This window comes from Providencia sp. PROV268 (assembly GCF_028477805.1).
Classification (GTDB): domain Bacteria; phylum Pseudomonadota; class Gammaproteobacteria; order Enterobacterales; family Enterobacteriaceae; genus Providencia; species Providencia stuartii.
The window spans coordinates 12,773-30,159 of the sequence record NZ_JAMPLW010000015.1 but is presented as its reverse complement, the minus strand read 5'-3'; the positions used below and the strand labels follow the sequence as shown (position 1 = coordinate 30,159).

13 protein-coding genes are annotated in these 17,387 nt (G+C 43.1%); 4 read left to right on the top strand and 9 right to left on the bottom strand.

Annotated elements, in window-relative coordinates; all coding sequences use genetic code 11:
* Nucleotides 1–211: 211 nt before the first annotated feature.
* Nucleotides 212–727: a zinc uptake transcriptional repressor Zur gene (gene zur, locus PR699_RS12045; RefSeq protein ID WP_004925923.1), complete on the top strand. Its 516-nt coding sequence runs from the start codon at nt 212–214 to the stop codon at nt 725–727.
* Nucleotides 728–893: 166 nt separating this feature from the next.
* Here zur and lexA read toward each other — a convergent pair whose 3' ends face one another.
* Together lexA and PR699_RS12035 are read right to left on the bottom strand one after the other, a co-directional pair.
* Nucleotides 894–1,517, bottom strand: a complete 624-nt coding sequence (gene lexA / locus PR699_RS12040) for a transcriptional repressor LexA (RefSeq protein WP_004925920.1) — start codon at nt 1,515–1,517, stop codon at nt 894–896.
* Nucleotides 1,518–1,653: 136 nt separating this feature from the next.
* Entirely contained in the window at nt 1,654–2,028 is a 375-nt protein-coding gene (locus tag PR699_RS12035) for a diacylglycerol kinase (RefSeq protein WP_004925918.1), read from the bottom strand.
* Nucleotides 2,029–2,154: 126 nt separating this feature from the next.
* Between PR699_RS12035 and plsB the strand changes: the two genes are divergently transcribed.
* On the top strand, nt 2,155–4,623 hold the full coding sequence (plsB, locus tag PR699_RS12030) for a glycerol-3-phosphate 1-O-acyltransferase PlsB (protein ID WP_014656931.1): 2,469 nt from the start codon (nt 2,155–2,157) through the stop codon (nt 4,621–4,623).
* Between the two features lie 143 nt (nt 4,624–4,766).
* Here the strand turns inward: plsB and ubiA are convergent, their stop codons facing one another.
* The 3 genes from ubiA to pgi form a co-directional block, all read right to left on the bottom strand.
* Nucleotides 4,767–5,621: a 4-hydroxybenzoate octaprenyltransferase gene (ubiA, locus tag PR699_RS12025; protein ID WP_169342289.1), complete on the bottom strand. Its 855-nt coding sequence runs from the start codon at nt 5,619–5,621 to the stop codon at nt 4,767–4,769.
* Between the two features lie 33 nt (nt 5,622–5,654).
* Complete coding sequence (gene ubiC / locus PR699_RS12020) at nt 5,655–6,161, bottom strand: chorismate lyase (RefSeq protein WP_004925912.1); 507 nt, start codon at nt 6,159–6,161, stop codon at nt 5,655–5,657.
* Nucleotides 6,162–6,420: 259 nt separating this feature from the next.
* Nucleotides 6,421–8,067: a glucose-6-phosphate isomerase gene (pgi, locus tag PR699_RS12015; RefSeq protein ID WP_014656932.1), complete on the bottom strand. Its 1,647-nt coding sequence runs from the start codon at nt 8,065–8,067 to the stop codon at nt 6,421–6,423.
* Nucleotides 8,068–8,331: 264 nt separating this feature from the next.
* On the opposite strand from pgi, the gene lysC reads away from it, so the two are divergent.
* On the top strand, nt 8,332–9,708 hold the full coding sequence (gene lysC / locus PR699_RS12010; RefSeq protein ID WP_004925907.1) for a lysine-sensitive aspartokinase 3: 1,377 nt from the start codon (nt 8,332–8,334) through the stop codon (nt 9,706–9,708).
* 53 nt (nt 9,709–9,761) lie between these two features.
* Here lysC and PR699_RS12005 read toward each other — a convergent pair whose 3' ends face one another.
* The 4 genes from PR699_RS12005 to metH form a co-directional block, all read right to left on the bottom strand.
* Nucleotides 9,762–10,379 carry a LysE family translocator gene (locus PR699_RS12005; RefSeq protein ID WP_014656933.1) on the bottom strand — a complete coding sequence of 206 codons (618 nt, stop codon included), beginning with the start codon at nt 10,377–10,379 and terminating at the stop codon, nt 9,762–9,764.
* The gene (locus PR699_RS12000; protein WP_014656934.1) at nt 10,376–11,857 is read right to left on the bottom strand and encodes a tetratricopeptide repeat protein; all 1,482 of its coding nucleotides are present in this window, start codon (nt 11,855–11,857) and stop codon (nt 10,376–10,378) included. Before PR699_RS12000 ends, PR699_RS12005 begins: the two co-directional genes overlap by 4 nt.
* Before the next feature lie 147 nt (nt 11,858–12,004).
* Nucleotides 12,005–12,595, bottom strand: coding sequence for a hypothetical protein (locus PR699_RS11995; protein WP_227698366.1), 591 nt, complete (start codon nt 12,593–12,595; stop codon nt 12,005–12,007).
* Between the two features lie 51 nt (nt 12,596–12,646).
* Nucleotides 12,647–16,312 (bottom strand): methionine synthase, encoded by a 3,666-nt coding sequence (gene metH / locus PR699_RS11990; RefSeq protein WP_040133413.1) that lies wholly within the window; start codon nt 16,310–16,312, stop codon nt 12,647–12,649.
* A gap of 227 nt (nt 16,313–16,539) precedes the next feature.
* On the opposite strand from metH, the gene iclR reads away from it, so the two are divergent.
* Nucleotides 16,540–17,370, top strand: coding sequence for a glyoxylate bypass operon transcriptional repressor IclR (gene iclR, locus PR699_RS11985; protein ID WP_004925895.1), 831 nt, complete (start codon nt 16,540–16,542; stop codon nt 17,368–17,370).
* Nucleotides 17,371–17,387: the final 17 nt, after the last annotated feature.

The window sequence follows — 17,387 nt, the reverse complement described above, 5'->3', positions numbered from 1 at the left end:
ATTAACCTCAAGCGATACATTTAAAATGTAATATGACTCTATTTTTGTCCGATATTGCGGATTAAAATTTTCATTCTTGTTTTTGATAAATAACTATTTTTCTCTATGTTAGCCCTTTTGCTCTCTTCTTATTTCCATCTCTATCTGCAATGAAGTTATGGTAAACTTGTTTACAACAGCAATTTTCAGTTTTGATGTAAGGTCAATTACCATGAAAAAAATGAGTGAAGATAAACTGCTAGTGATGGCCGAAAAAATTTGCCAATCAAGAGGCGTTCGGCTCACACCGCAAAGAGAAACTGTTTTACGCCTGATTGCACAGCAACATGGCGCAATCAGTGCTTATGACTTATTAGATTTATTAAGAGAGGTAGAGCCTCAAGCAAAACCACCAACGATTTATAGAGGCTTAGAGTTCTTAATAGAGCAAGGGTTTATTCATAAAATAGAATCAACAAATAGTTATGTTATCTGTCACCATTTCGATAACCCGAGTCATATCTCAGTAATGTTGATTTGTGATCATTGCGGAAGTGTCACAGAGAGTGATTGCACAACAATTGAAACAGCAATTATGTCTCTTGCAAACAGCCACCAATTTCACCTGAGACACACAGTGGTAGAAAATCATGGATTATGTCATGAATGTTACGAACTCAGCACTTGCCAGGATCATGAACATTGTGAACACAACCATGAGCAACCCGTTATCACAAAGAAGAAATAAGAAGTGGCGTAGAATTACTGCTGATAGTAGGTACTTGCTGAGGGAGCACTTAAATAGAGTGGCAGACTTTTTATCTAATTTAATAACCTAGTGACAAACCTAGGTTGATATTAGAAAACAGTAAAATCTGCCAGCAATATTTTGAAGGGTGGTTATAAGACCAATATTAACACCAATCACCATTGCGAATCACACCTACCGCTAATCCTTCAATAGTGAAATTTTGTTGACGTAAATCGACAATAATAGGTGCAAACTCTGGGTTTTCGGCGATTAACTCAACGCGGTTACCTTGTTGCTTAAAGCGTTTTACCGTAACCTCATCTTCAATACGCGCCACAACCACTTGCCCATTACGGACATCTTGTGTTTTATGAACAGCTAACAGGTCACCATCCATAATCCCGATATCTTTCATCGACATCCCATTAACACGCAATAAAAAGTCAGCATGTGGTTTGAATAGCTCAGGATCAACCTGATAATGACTTTCAATATGCTCTTGCGCTAATAAAGGTTCGCCGGCAGCGACACGCCCAATTAAAGGTAGCCCCTGAATTTCAGGATCATTTTCTTCTTCAAGCAGTAAACGGATACCACGAGAAGCCCCTGAAACAATCTCTATCACCCCTTTACGAGCTAAGGCCTTAAGATGCTCTTCTGCCGCATTAGGCGAACGAAAACCAAGGCTTGCTGCTATTTCAGCACGTGTAGGTGGCATACCCGTCTGAGAAATGTGATCGCGCACCAGATCATAAACTTGCTGTTGTCTAGCGGTCAGTGCTTTCATTTCGTTCCCCTGTTTGTTTATACAGTCAGACTGTGAGTATATACAGGTAAATGAAGATTTGAAACACTTAAATCACTCGAATGCCATATTTGCCAGTAATCTCACCGATAATCGCTCTGTTTTCGATAATTTCTGACTAGCCAACGAAATAATGCTGCCACAATATCGTCGCCCAAATAACTAAAGCTAACCCAATCGTGATAAACACAGCCGCCGAGCCAATATCTTTCGCTCGTCCAGACAACTCATGATATTCACTTCCTACACGATCCACGACCGCCTCTATTGCACTGTTAATTAATTCTACGATAGCGACCAGTACAACAGAGCTAATCAATAATAATCGGTCGATATAGCTAACATCCAGCCATAACGCGATAATGACAGCAAGTATTGCCGCAACGGATTCTTGCCGAAATGCAGCCTCATTGACCCAAGCTGCTTTCAACCCTTTAAGGGAGTAACCCGCAGCCTTAATTACACGCGTAAATCCCTTAGTTTGGTTTGCCATATTTATTCCTCAAAATTACAAAACAATAATCATTTTTTGCGGTCAAAGTTAATTGTCAGTAACAGATTTGCCAGTTGATTTCTGGTATGCTTGCGAAGCATTGTTAACAAGAGGCTATAATCATTTATGTCACTATGGCGTAAAATATATTACAACACGTTGAATTTACCACTTAAATTACTGGTAAAGAGCAAACTCGTTCCAACGGACCCTATTTCAGAACTTGAATTGGACACCAGTCGGCCCACATTATATGTGCTGCCATATCATTCTAAATCTGACCTTTTAACATTACGTCACCAATGCTTATCTATCGGCCTACCTGATCCTTTGGTCGATAATGACATTAATGGCACTAAATTACCGGCTTACGTCTTTATTGATGATGGCCCTAGAGTATTTCGTTATTATTCTCCTAATCCACGTAAAGAATCGGTGAAGGTATTCCATGCCTACTTAGATTTGCATCGTAGTAATCCGAATCTTGATATCCAAATGCTACCGGCTTCTGTCATGTTCGGTCGCTCTCCTGGGCGTGAAGGGCATACACCGGCGCCGCCATTGCGTTTACTTAACGGTATTCAAAAGTTCTTTGCCATAATCTGGCTTGGGCGAGATAGCTTTGTTCGCTTTTCCCCTCCAGTGTCGATGGGCTTGATGGCGCAAGAACATGGCACAGATACTATTATTGCGAATAAACTTGCACGGGTCGCGCGTATTCACTATTCACGCCAACGCCTTGCTGCTGTTGGCCCTAAATTGCCTGTTCGCCAAGAGCTATTCAATAAGCTGCTGACCTCAAAAGCCATTGAAAAGGCGGTTGAAGACGAAGCCCGTAGCAAAAAAATTCCACTGAAGAAAGCTCAGCAAAATGCCGTCAATATGATGGAAGAAATTGCCGCTAACTTCTCTTATGAAGCGATACGTCTTACTGACCGAGTGTTAAGTTGGACTTGGAACCGCTTATATCAAGGGATCAACGTTCAGCATGCCGAGCGGGTTCGCCAATTGGCGCAAGATGGTCATGAAATCGTTTATGTGCCTTCTCATCGCAGCCACATGGATTACTTGCTGCTGTCATACGTTTTATATCATCAAGGCTTAGTTCCTCCTCATATCGCGGCAGGTATCAACTTGAATTTCTGGCCAGCGGGGCCTATTTTCCGTCACCTCGGCGCTTTCTTTATTCGTCGAACCTTTAAAGGTAATAAACTCTATTCAACCGTATTCCGTGAGTACCTCAGTGAATTATTTGCGCGGGGTTACTCTATTGAATATTTTGTTGAAGGTGGCCGCTCCCGTACAGGCCGTTTACTTCAGCCAAAAACAGGTACCTTGTCGATGACGCTACAAGCGATGCTACGTGGCGACTCTCGTCCTATTACGATCGTGCCCGTTTATATTGGCTATGAAAATGTTCTGGAAGTGGGAACCTATGCCAAAGAGCTACGTGGTGCTGAAAAAGAGAAAGAAGGCTTCTTTTCGATGGTTCGCGGCCTACGTAAATTACGTAACTTAGGCCAAGGCTATGTGAATTTTGGTCAGCCTATTTCACTCTCTCAATATCTCACAAAACGTGTACCTGATTGGCGCGACTCGATTGACCCTATCGAACCTCAGCGCCCGAGTTGGTTAAACCCAATCGTCAGTGGGCTAGCAGATCACATTATGGTCAATATTAATAATGCTGCGGCAGCTAACGCTATCAACCTGTGCTCAACGGCATTACTTGCGTCGCGCCAACGTTCATTAACGCGTGAGCAACTTATTGAGCAAGTCGATTGTTACCTACAGTTATTGCGTAATGTTCCTTATACGGCTGATGCAACAACACCAAATAAAACAGCGGAGCAATTGTTAGAACATGCTTTGCAGATGGATAAGTTTGAAGTCGAAAAAGATAGTATGGGAGACATTATCATTCTTCCTCGTGAGAATGCCGTTCTCATGACCTATTATCGTAATAACATTCATCACTTATTGGTGTTGCCATCACTGATCTCGAGCATTGTGCTCCATCATGAAAGTATTAGCCGCCAAGATATCCACTATCAAGTAGGGCAAATTTACCCCTTCCTCAAAGCTGAACTGTTTATGCGTTTTGATAGTGGCTCTTTGGTTGACGTCGTTGATACCTTAATTGATGAGCTAAATAACCAGAAATTAGTGTGCTTAAAAGAAGACGATATTGTCATTCTTAATCCACGTCGTATACGCCCATTACAGTTGCTCGCAGCAGGTGTTCGCGAAACCTTACAGCGCTATGCGATTACGCTTTCTTTACTCAATGCGAGTCCAGAAATTAGCCGTAATACATTAGAAAAAGAGAGCCGCATGCTAGCTCAACGTCTTTCTGTGCTGCACGGTATTAACGCTCCTGAATTCTTCGATAAAGCGGTCTTTTCAATCTTAGTCGAAACGCTACGGGAAGAAGGCTACATTGATAATGATGAAAACGACATTTTCACGGCCAATGCGAAAAAACTCTATGCGGTTATTTCGCGTTTAATGTCGCCAGAAATTCGTTTGACTATCGAGAGCGTGAGTCAACCAGAGGAGCGCGCTACTGAGACAGAAAAATCAAAAGAAGACTAACTTTTAAGTCTAAAGAAACCAAAAGGGGGAATGCAATTCATGTTCCCCCTTATAAACAAAATCCCACGTTAAAAACGTAGGGTCGTCAGTACGTAAAAGGGGTAATGTGCTTCACATTACCCCTTTACTATTCCACAAATGGTTTACAAGTAACTTAAGAAAATCCCAATAAATAAGATCAATCCAACATAGTTATTATTTAAAAAGGCTTTAAAACACGGTGCTCGTTCCCTATCTACCATTAATTTTTGTTGGTAAATAAACAGCAATGCCGATAGTGATAGTGCGATATAGTACACCGCTCCTAAATCAGCCAATGAACCCACTAACACCAATAAAACAATCATCACGATCTGTAAAATACCAATAATCAGCTTGTCATATTGGCCAAACAGTATCGCTGTTGATTTAACGCCGATTTTTAAATCATCATTGCGGTCAACCATCGCATACTGGGTATCATAAATCACGGACCACAAGATATTGACCAAAAACAGTACCCAGCACACCAATGGTAACGATTCACTGACAGCAGAGAAGCCCATCGGGATAGACCAACCAAATGCGGCACCTAAAACAACTTGAGGTAAGTGGCTGACTCGCTTAACAAAAGGATAAATCCACGCCAAAGCTAATCCGGCAACAGATAGCCAGATAGTCATTGAATTTAGCGTCAGTACCAATAAAAATGAGAGACCAACGAGGCTAGCGAATAAAATTTTTGCTTCTTTTTCTGTCACATCACCACTGGGTAATGGGCGGTGTTTCGTTCGCTCAACATGGCCATCAAAGTGACGGTCTGCGAAATCGTTAATCACGCATCCGGCTGCACGCATCAAGAAAACGCCCGCCGTAAAGACAATAAGAATATGTAAACTCGGTATACTTTGAGCGGCAATCCACAACGCCCAATAGGTTGGCCATAACAATAATAGCGACCCTATCGGCCTATCAATACGCATCAAACGGCTGTAGGCATGCCATTTACTTAGCGCCATACTTCCCTCCATTTGTTGTGCTCCTTTTATTTTTTATCTTTTATATGCAGGTGATTCAGGTAAAAACAGTTCGGTTAATAATAAAGGTTTTTCAGATAATCTTAATAGAGAGCGGCGGATCCATCGCAAATTTTGCTGCCCTATATGAATATAATCACGGGAAAGATTATCATGGCTAAAGAGATAACGCCCTAACGGTACAGCACCGATATCAATAAGTTTCCGGTCTTCACCAGTCAATGTCTCCTGTGGAATTAACGTTCGTCCAAGTAACCATGGAATATTATCACCATACATAATGACTTCACGTAACCAATAATATTCACTGACAGGTAAACACGCCGCTTCTTCTTCGCTCAATGCCTCTTGAGTCACATAACGTTGCGTATAAGGAACAACCGTGACACGTTGGCAATGCTGCTCTAAGCGTTTTGTCATCGACCCTAGTTCATGTAGCCAATCTAAAACATTTTCAGGAACAAGGTCATCATCTTCTGATAGCCATGTTATCGGGTGAGAGATAAAAAGCGTTTCATCCATTACTCATCATTCCACCACTATACTGTGTGGTTTTGTATCATATTGGTTCTTAGCATGAAGGATATCACGTTGCCTTGCGATAAGGTTAAAGTTAGCTAACAAATTAGTTAAAAAATCACAAATCCCACATGAATTGTAAAATTTTCTTAAAATAATTTTTAACGCTAATGAGTCATACACACAAAATGATCAAGTAGAAATGATTAAATAGCGACAGCCTGCCATTATGGCAGGCTGTGAAAGGTAGCTATGACGCTTATCAACGCCAAGCTTTATAACGATTAATTAGCCCATTAGTTGAGCTATCATGGCTGCTGATTTCGTCTTTACTTTCTAACTCAGGCAAAATTCGGCTCGCCAATTGCTTCCCAAGCTCTACACCCCATTGGTCAAAGGTGAAAATATTCAGAATTGCCCCTTGCGTGAAGATCTTATGTTCATACATCGCAATGAGTGCACCTAATGAATAAGGTGTGATCTCTTTAAGCAAGATTGAGTTTGTTGGGCGGTTACCTTCAAACACTTTATAAGGAGCAACATACTCCATATCCGCAGGGTTTTTACCTTGAGCCACAAATTCCGCATCAACAACTTCACGCGTCTTACCAAATGCCAACGCTTCCGTTTGAGCAAAGAAATTCGACAGTAATTTATCGTGATGATCACCGAGTGGATTATGCGTTACTGCTGGCGCAATAAAATCACAAGGGATCATTTTAGTTCCTTGATGGATCAATTGATAAAAGGCATGTTGGCCGTTTGTGCCCGGTTCACCCCAAATAATTGGCCCCGTTTGATAAGAAACTTTGTTGCCATTACGGTCAATATACTTACCATTTGACTCCATATTTCCTTGTTGGAAATAAGCGGCAAAACGGTGCATATATTGATCATATGGCAGAATCGCTTCAGTTTCCGACTCAAAAAAGTTGTTATACCAAATGCCAATTAAGCCAAGGAGAACAGGAATATTCTTTTCAAAAGCCGTTTGGGTAAAGTGCTTATCCATTGCATGAGCCCCTTCGAGGAGCTGAACAAAATTGTCATAACCCACAGACAAGATAATGGATAGGCCAATCGCTGACCATAATGAATAACGGCCACCAACCCAATCCCAAAACTCAAACATATTTGCCGTATCAATACCGAACTTCGCGACTTGCTCACTATTGGTTGACAGTGCCACGAAATGTTTTGCGATATGCTGTTCATCTTTCGCTTGTGCGAGCAACCAATCACGCGCTGAATGCGCATTCGTCATGGTTTCTTGCGTCGTGAAGGTTTTTGATGCGATTAAAAACAGAGTTGTTTCTGGATTTAAAACTTTCAACGTTTCCGCTATCTGCGTGCCATCAACGTTAGAAACAAAGTGCATATTTAAGTGATTTTTATAAGGGCGTAGCGCTTCGGTGACCATAAATGGACCAAGATCTGAGCCACCGATACCGATATTCACCACATCCGTGATAGCCTTGCCAGTATACCCTTTCCACTCGCCATTAATAATGCGCTCACTAAATTGATGCATCTTTTCTAAGACCGCGTTGACATCTGGCATCACATCTTTGCCATCAACATAAATCGGTGTATTGTCACGGTTACGTAGTGCGATATGCAATACAGCACGATCTTCGGTACGGTTAATTTTTTCACCACTGAACATACTATTCATTGCGCTTTTTAACTGAGTCTCTTCAGCTAATGCGAATAATTTATCCAATGTTTCTTGAGTAATTCGGTTTTTGGAGTAGTCCACCAAAATTTGGTCGTCAAATGTCGCGGAAAATTTGGTAAAGCGATCATTGTCTTGTTTGAACAGGTCGCGCATATGGGTATCTTTCATTTGCGCAAAATGTTGCTCTAGCGCCCGCCATGCTGCCGTTTGGCTTGGATTAATACTATTCATGGATAACACTCTCCAAAATATTTGAAATAAAAATAATTGTAACTCGCCGAGTCATCTTGACCTATCACTTTCCTGCGTTCTTGCAATCCTTATGATATTGGGCAATTTTTTGCAATTTTTCCAGAGCTTATTACAGCCATCGGGAAAAGCGATAATAAATTAGTCATCATTAGAATTACTGATTTGCATCGATTCTTCATTGACGGCATCGGCCTAACCCGATATTTCTATATAAAAAATAGATTGCCAAAAGGGATTGATACCATGAATGCAGTAGCCTCTTTGCCAGAAAATAATCCGTACGTTATCGCCAAATTTGGGGGGACAAGTGTCGCTAATTTTGAAGCCATGAACAAAAGTGCAGACGTTGTTCTTTCGAACAATAATGTCCGCGTAGTGGTACTTTCTGCTTCTGCGGGTATCACTAATTTGTTGATAGAGCTTGCCGAAGGTTGCGATGCCGACAAACGTAATCAGCTACTGCAAAAAGTTAAAGAGATCCAATATGCGATTATTGATCATTTACAACATGCGGAAGTAATTCGCGAAGAGATTAATCGTTTATTAGATAATATTGCTCATTTGGCAGATTCCGCTTCTCTGGCAACTTCCGATGCGCTCACCGATGAAATGGTGAGTCACGGTGAACTTATGTCGACTTTGCTGTTTGTTGAAGTCCTCCGCCAGCGTGGGGCTAACTCACAATGGTTTGATGTACGCAAAGTAATGAAAACAAATGCAAACTTTGGTCGCGCTGAACCCGACCTTTTGCAATTAAAAGAGTCGGCCCAACAACACTTGCTCCCTCGCCTACAGGGTTCTTTAGTCATTACACAAGGTTTTATTGGGCAAGATAGCAAAGGACGCACGACAACACTTGGCCGTGGCGGTAGCGATTATACCGCGGCATTATTGGCTGAAGTTCTCAATTTAGCACGTGTTGATATCTGGACAGACGTTCCTGGTATTTACACGACAGATCCACGCGTCGTACCCGCAGCACAGCGTATCGATGAAATTGCTTTTGACGAAGCCGCGGAAATGGCAACGTTTGGCGCTAAAATATTGCATCCAGCAACGCTATTACCTGCGGTACGTGCTGGGATCCCTGTTTTTGTTGGCTCCAGTAAAGAGCCACAAGCTGGCGGAACCTTAGTGTGTGATAAAACCGCGAATGCCCCTCAATTTAGAGCGTTAGCACTGCGCCGTAAACAAACACTGCTCACGTTACATAGCCTAAAAATGCTGCATGCTCGAGGCTTCTTAGCTGAAATATTCACGATTTTATTACGTCACAATATTTCCGTTGACTTGATCACCACATCCGAGGTGAGCGTAGCCCTCACATTAGACACCACTGGCTCTACAGGTACAAATGGTAGCTTACTCACCAACGCACTGATGACAGAGCTATCAGCGCTATGCCGCGTAGAAGTAGAAGAAAACTTAGCGCTAGTGGCCATCATTGGTAACGAACTGTCGCAAGTAAATGGCCTCGGCAAACAAATTTTTGGGGCGCTAGAATCCTTCAATATCCGAATGATCAGCTACGGTGCCAGCAGCCATAATATCTGCCTACTGGTACCAGGTAATGACGCGGAAGAGATAGTGCGCACTCTGCATTCAAATCTATTTGAATAACGGCTCACTTTACTGAGAAGACAGGCGCTCTTAGATAAAGGGCACCTTTGACTTTATCGGCGAGAGAAAGCTAATTTAGCCGCGAACATAATAAAAATTAGCCCTGTTGTTCTGTCCATCCAGCGAATTACCGCCGGTTTTTTAAATAATGTCGATAGGGGGCGGGTAGCACCAATCAACAAGCCACTCCAAATAATCCCTAAAATGACATGGATCCCCACCAGCAAAAATGTCCACATCACCACATCTTTTCCGGCAGGGATAAATTGCGGTAAAAATGAGACATAGAAAATACCTACTTTTGGGTTAAGTAAATTGCCCAAAAAGCCTCGCATAAACCAATTTTGTTGCTTGGTGGATGTCGCGTTATTACCTGAAAAATGGTTTCTCGGTTTCAATAGCATTTGAACACCAAGCCAACACAAATAGGCAGCACCACACCATTTTAAAATAGAGTAAGCGAGTTCAGAGGCGGCAATCAGTGCGCCTAAACCAAAGGCTACCATAGCTCCCCACGCCAAACACCCTAACCCAATTCCTGCCGCGGCGGCAAAGGCCGTTCGTGTTCCCTGAACCGTTGATGTTCTTAAAATTAGTGCGGTATCAACACCCGGTGTTATTGTTAGCAATGTTGCCGCGAGTACATATGCGACCATCAATTCAGCTATCATTCATCACCCCCCTTTATCTTAGCCATCGCCTTTTGTACATTTGCCGTGTACTCCAACATCGCTGCTGTCACCGCTGCATTCTCTTTTAACAACCTTAAATTTTTTTGTGCTGTTGTATCATCCTGCTGACTCGCCCGCTCAAACCACATGATGGCTCGAAAGATATTTTTATCGCCACCAAGCCCCTTGGCATACATGACGGCAAGGTTATTTTGTGCATCGCTGAGGCCTTGAAACGCGGATTGTTGCCATAATTCCCGCGCTCTTCGCGCATCTTGTTTTACCCCATTTCCCGTTAAGTAAAAAATGGCCAATTGATTTTTTGATTGGATATCATCCTGCTCTGAGGCTTGTAGCCAACTCACCACTTTTTGAATATCTATCTCAGGGAGTTGCCCTGCAATATACAATTCAGCGAGTTTTGTTTGTGCTTCGACAATATCATCCTCGGCCATGCTCATATACCATTCAATGGCTTTTCCATGATTGGCTTTGACACCGCCTAACCCTTTTTCGTAAAACTCCGCGACTTTCATTGCAGCAGGAACAGAACCATTATTGGCGCCTAGCAAATACCACTCAAAGGCACTGCCAAGATCTTTGCCTACACCATCCCCCTCTTCATAGCCCCGCCCCATCACAAACAGTGCATCTGTATACCCCTGTGATGCAGCACGCTTATACCAATACATCGCTTGATACGGGTTCTTTTCAATCAAACGGTGGCCTTCATAATAGAGATCCCCCATATTCATTTGGGCAATTGCTGAACCCATATTTGCTGCTTGTCGATACAAATCAATGGCTTTTTCCTCGTCCTGCTGAACGCCTTCACCCTTTTCATATAAGACAGCTAAGTTATTGACTGCCGCAGCCACTCCCTGCTGTGCACTCTTTTCATACCACATTTTGGCTTTTTGATAATCAACCTCACCGTCTAAGCCATCGTAATAAAACATGCCTAACGCCAATTGGCTATACGCGCCCCCTTGTTCGGCGGACTTCGTATACCATGCTTTAGCTTGTTTATAATCTTGCTCCAAGCCTAAGCCGCGCTCATACAAAAAACCTAAACTATATTGGCAATCAGGGTCACCCTTTTCTGCCCCTTTCCGATACCAGCGCACTGCCTCTGCATATTTTTGCTGCTGTTGTGCTAAAAGCCCTAAATAATAGTCACCATCGGCACTGCCGCGATCAGAGACTTTTTTAAACCAAATGAAAGCCTTATCTGCATCAGGAGATAAATAATCAGTACCATCCATATAAACAAGGCCAATACTGAGCATGGCATCAATATCACCAGACTCAGCTTCTTTTAATTTATGAGTAAACTCGACAGGAAGGTTTTCAGGGGGTGTGGCAAGAGAAGCTGGCGGTTGCTGTTTTCCTTGTACCGATAATGTTTCCTTGGAATTAGCCTGCACAAAAGCAGCACTGCCTAAACAAAGCAAAAATATTAAGGGTCGTAAATTCATTCAATCAATCCATTCGCCAGCATTATGCTTATAACATAACACTCCTCATGGAAAAGCATAAGCGTTCAGCTCCTAAAATCAGCAACGAATAATAGAATATTTAGGCATATTTTAGGTGGTGAAAAACCGTTCACCACCTAAAGGGGATTAGTTGACTCGATAACCGCCATGTTTGCTCGCGAATAAATTAAATTTCCCCCATTCCACTAGCATGGATTCCAGCATTTCATGGCTGACCTTACATAGGTTCGCTATTTGTGACACAACAAATTGGTTTTCCCCGATTAATTCAGGGGAGAAAACTTCAGCTATCCAACCACACTCTTTCATGGTGACCAACCAACCGTCATTGGTGGCAAACTTATGCACAGGGATCATTCCCTCTTTCGGGCTTTCTTTCGATAATAATTTATCTTCATCGCGTTGTGCTTGGTGGAATGCGTCAATTTCTTCTTGTGAAGGAACAGGCTCAACCATTTGTGCATCTTCTAAATAAAGATAAATCTCCTCCGCACGAGCCGGTGTCAATTCACTTTTTAGCCAAATTTGATTGAAACAGTGGTCATCTAACATCTCATCGGTATCAAGCTTATCCATGATTTGCAAAATACTCATCATGGCGCTCACCAGATCTTCACTCATGAAAAATGTCTCAGGTGCCGCACTGTTTTGGATTTTATAAGGATAAACTGCCGTGTTCGGCAGCCTATCTTCAATAATAAATTCGTAGCTCATCATTCAGCCTCTTTAAGTGTCTTACTGATAAGATGGTGCCGATCCTCCGGAAATTCAATCCTCTGGATCATAGCCTAAATTTGGTGCGAGCCATCTTTCAAGTTCACTGACTGACATTCCCTTACGTTTTGCATAGTCCTCGACCTGATCCCGCTGCACCTGAGCGACGGCAAAATATTTACTTTCAGGGTGGCTGAAATACCAACCTGAAACCGACGCTCCAGGCCACATTGCATAAGAACTGGTTAATTGCATACCGATTTGATTTTCCACATCTAATAACTGCCAAATTTTGGCTTTTTCGGTATGTTCAGGGCAAGCTGGATACCCCGGCGCCGGTCGGATCCCCTGATATTTTTCACGGATCAGCTCATCATTCGGCAAATCCTCGTCAGGGGCATAACCCCAATACTCTTTTCTCACCTGCTGGTGCAAGTATTCCGCAAATGCCTCCGCAAGCCTATCAGCTAACGCCTTCAACATAATTTTATTATAGTCATCATGTTGCTGTTCATATCCATCTGCAAGGGCATCTTCTTCTAACCCCCCCGTAACCGCAAAAGCACCAATATAATCCGCTTTTCCACTGGCTTTAGGGGCGACAAAGTCAGATAAACAGTAGTTAGGAAACTCTTTCTTCTCTGTTTGTTGACGTAGGTTGAGAGCGATAACATCTGCACTATCACGAGCCGAGGAACGATATATTTCAATATCATCCCCTACACTGTTTGCAGGAAATAGACCAAATATGCCTCTTGGCGTCAGGGCATTATCCTTCGCGAGTTGATCTAGCATGTTGTTCGCGTCTTTTAGTAATTTACGCGCCTCTTCACCGACCACCTCATCTTCTAGGATGCGTGGATATTTCCCCGCGAGCGACCATGTCATAAAGAAAGGCGTCCAATCAATATAATGACGTAATGTCTCAATCGATGCTTTGACCTCTTTCACACCAAGGAAACGTGGCACTGGAGGCTGGTAATTTTGCCAATCAATTTTCACTGAGTTAGCGCGAGCAACTTCAAGGGAGACTGGTGGGGTTTTGGGTTTTTTACGTCCATGTTGCTCACGAACGATTTCATATTCACGGCGAGTTCGAGCAACGAACTCCGCTTTTTGTGTTGCGGAAAGTAGCGCGGAAACCACGCCTACAGTGCGCGATGCATTTTGTACATATGTCACTGAGTGGCTGTAATTGGGTTCTATTTTTACTGCCGTGTGAGCTTTTGATGTTGTCGCTCCCCCAATCATCAAAGGGATTGTAAAGCCTTGGCGCTCCATCTCTTTAGCCACATGGACCATCTCATCCAACGAAGGCGTAATTAACCCAGAAAGGCCAATAACATCAACATTCTGCTCACGGGCTGTTTTTAAGATGGTTTCACAAGGTACCATCACGCCCAAGTCAACAATCTCATAGTTATTACACTGTAAAACGACGCCGACAATATTTTTACCTATATCGTGAACATCACCTTTAACGGTCGCTAATAAAATTTTACCCGCGCTGCTACCTGATTGTTTAAGTGCCTGAATATAAGGTTCTAAGTAGGCAACTGCTTGTTTCATCACTCGAGCGGATTTAACAACCTGTGGTAAAAACATTTTCCCTTCACCAAACAAGTCACCCACGACATTCATCCCATTCATCAATGGCCCTTCAATCACTTCAATAGGGCTTGCTGCGAGTTGGCGCGCCTCCTCCGTATCTGGGATGATAAATTCGGTGATCCCTTTAACTAACGCATATTCTAAACGCTTTTCGACAGCCCAAGAGCGCCATTCAGCCTGTTGAACTTGCTGCTCCTCACTGCCTGATGCACGATATTTTTCCGCTAATTCCAACAGGCGTTCAGTGCTATCCTCACGGCGGTTTAAGATCACATCTTCGACCGCATCTTTTAACTCTTTAGGCAGATCATCATAGATAGCTAACTGCCCCGCATTGACGATCCCCATATCCATGCCATTACGGATAGCATAATAGAGGAACACTGCATGGATCGCTTCACGAACGGGATCATTGCCTCTGAATGAAAACGACACGTTAGAGACACCACCAGAGATCATCGCATGTGGAAGCTGCTGCTTAATATCCTGACAAACTTCAATAAAATCGACAGCATAATTATTATGTTCTTCAATACCTGTCGCGACGGCAAAAATATTTGGATCAAAAATAATATCTTCTGGAGGGAAACCAACCGTGTCAGTCAATACGTGATAGGCACGACGACAAATTTCGATTTTTCGTTCGCGGGTATCAGCTTGGCCTACCTCATCAAATGCCATCACAATGACTGCGGCACCATATTTACGCACCAATTTGGCATGTTCGATAAAGGCACTTTCCCCCTCCTTCATCGAAATTGAATTCACAATGCCTTTGCCTTGAATGCATTTCAGCCCTTTTTCGATAACATCCCATTTTGAAGAGTCGATCATAATGGGAACACGGGCAATATCAGGTTCGCCAGCAATTAAATTAAGAAAACGCACCATCGCCGCTTCCGAATCCAACATCCCTTCATCCATGTTGATATCGATAATCTGTGCGCCGTTTTCCACTTGCTGGCGAGCAATATCTAATGCCTCTTGGTAGTTTCCTTCCTTAATAAGACGTTTAAACTTCGCCGATCCCGTCACATTCGTACGTTCGCCGACGTTAACAAATAACGAGTCTTTGCCAATATTGAGTGGTTCTAGCCCTGATAAACGGCACTCTACAGGTAACTTTGGTAAGGCGCGCGGCGCAATTCCTTTAACGGCTTCAACAATTTTTTTGATGTGCAACGGTGTCGTACCACAACATCCCCCGACAATATTCAAAAAGCCTGCTTGTGCCCATTCACGAATTTGTTCCGCCATATTTTGTGCATCGAGATCATATTCGCCAAAAGCATTGGGTAAGCCTGCGTTAGGGTGTGCACTGACATAGCACTCCGCAATACGCGATAGTTCAGACACATATTGGCGCAATTCATTTGGCCCTAAAGCACAGTTGAGACCAAAGGATAAAGGTCTAGCATGACGCAATGAGTTATAGAAAGCTTCGGTAGTTTGCCCCGATAGGGTACGCCCAGACGCGTCGGTGATCGTTCCCGAAATCATAACCGGCAGAGTCACTCCCAAGGCTTCAAATTCTGTTTCAACCGCAAAGATCGCCGCTTTTGCATTTAACGTATCAAAAATTGTTTCGATCATGATCAGATCGACACCCCCTTTGATCAAGGCGCGCGTTGATTCACGATAGGCTTCAACTAATTGATCAAAATTGATATTCCGAAATGCGGGGTCGTTAACATCAGGGGAGATCGAGGCTGTGCGGTTAGTCGGTCCCAACACACCAGCAACATAGCGTGGCTGTTCCGGTGTTTTACGTGTCCACTCATCGGCACATTCACGGGCGATACGTGCAGCGGCTTCATTTATTTCGGCAGACAACGATTCCATTTTGTAGTCTGCCATCGCAATCGTTGTTGAGTTAAATGTGTTTGTCTCAACAATATCTGCCCCAGCCGCAAAGTATTGATCATGAATATCGCGGATAATTTCAGGCTGAGTCAAAACAAGGAGGTCGTTGTTTCCTTTGAGGTCACAAGGCCAATCCGCAAAGCGTTCACCACGGAATTGTTCTTCGGTTAGCTTATGGCGCTGGATCATCGTCCCCATTGCGCCATCCAGTACTAAGATCCTTTTTTGTAATTCTTGTTCTAACATACTGATTTTATAAACCACTTTCCCTGCCTCCTAAAAAACAACAACCAAAGTCATAAGTTAAATTAGTGCCACATTCATCCTATCATAATTTTTACGTTGAGAATTCCACCTCATGATGAGAGTTTCTCAGGTTGCATAAGATCTAATTTTTCACTGATCCGATGAGTATTTTGAGGTGAAATCATCCATAATAGAAACAAAAATTCATTCCAGTCAGGAGAGACTTAATGGCGACTGCATCAATCAGTAAAAAAATAAAAAAGGCAAAGGGGCCGGCAAGTGGAGCACCTGCGGCAGGTCAAGTCCAGTCATTAAGTCGTGGGCTAACCCTTTTGGAATATATTTCTGAATCAACGGGAGGGATTGCGTTGACCGACCTTGCTCTACAAGCGGGTCTACCTAACTCCACAACCCACCGTTTGCTCATGACACTCGAACAACACGGTTTTGTCCGTCAGACTGGCGATCTCGGCTTATGGGTGATTGCTTCTAATGCGTTTATTATTGGGAGCAGCTTCCTTGAAAGTCGTAACCTACTGGCCTTAGTTCACCCTATTTTACGTCGTTTAATGGAAGAGTCCGGTGAGACCGTCAACCTTGCCATTCTTGACCATAGTGAATTCGACGCAGTCATTGTCGACCAAGTGCAATGTAATGCTTTAATGCGCATGTCTGCCCCTATCGGTGGGAAACTTCCTCTGCATGCTTCCGGTGCAGGTAAAGCATTTATCGCCAACTTACCGGAAGAACAACTCATTCCACTATTGAGTAAAAAAGGGCTTCACGCCTATACACCTTATACTTTAACGACGCCATCTGCCCTTAAAGAAAACCTGCAACAAGCGAAAAAACAAGGGTTCTCTTATGATGATGAGGAGCACGCTTTAGGACTCAGGTGCATTGGCGCATGTATTTATGATGAACACAAAGAGGCGTTTGCTGCCATCTCTATTTCAGGGCCACTTTCACGGATCACCGACGATCGGGTGACTGAACTCGGCGCTATGGTGATCAAAGCCGCCAAAGAGATCAGTCGTGAATATGGCGCGATCCGCTAACCTATAAAAATAATGTT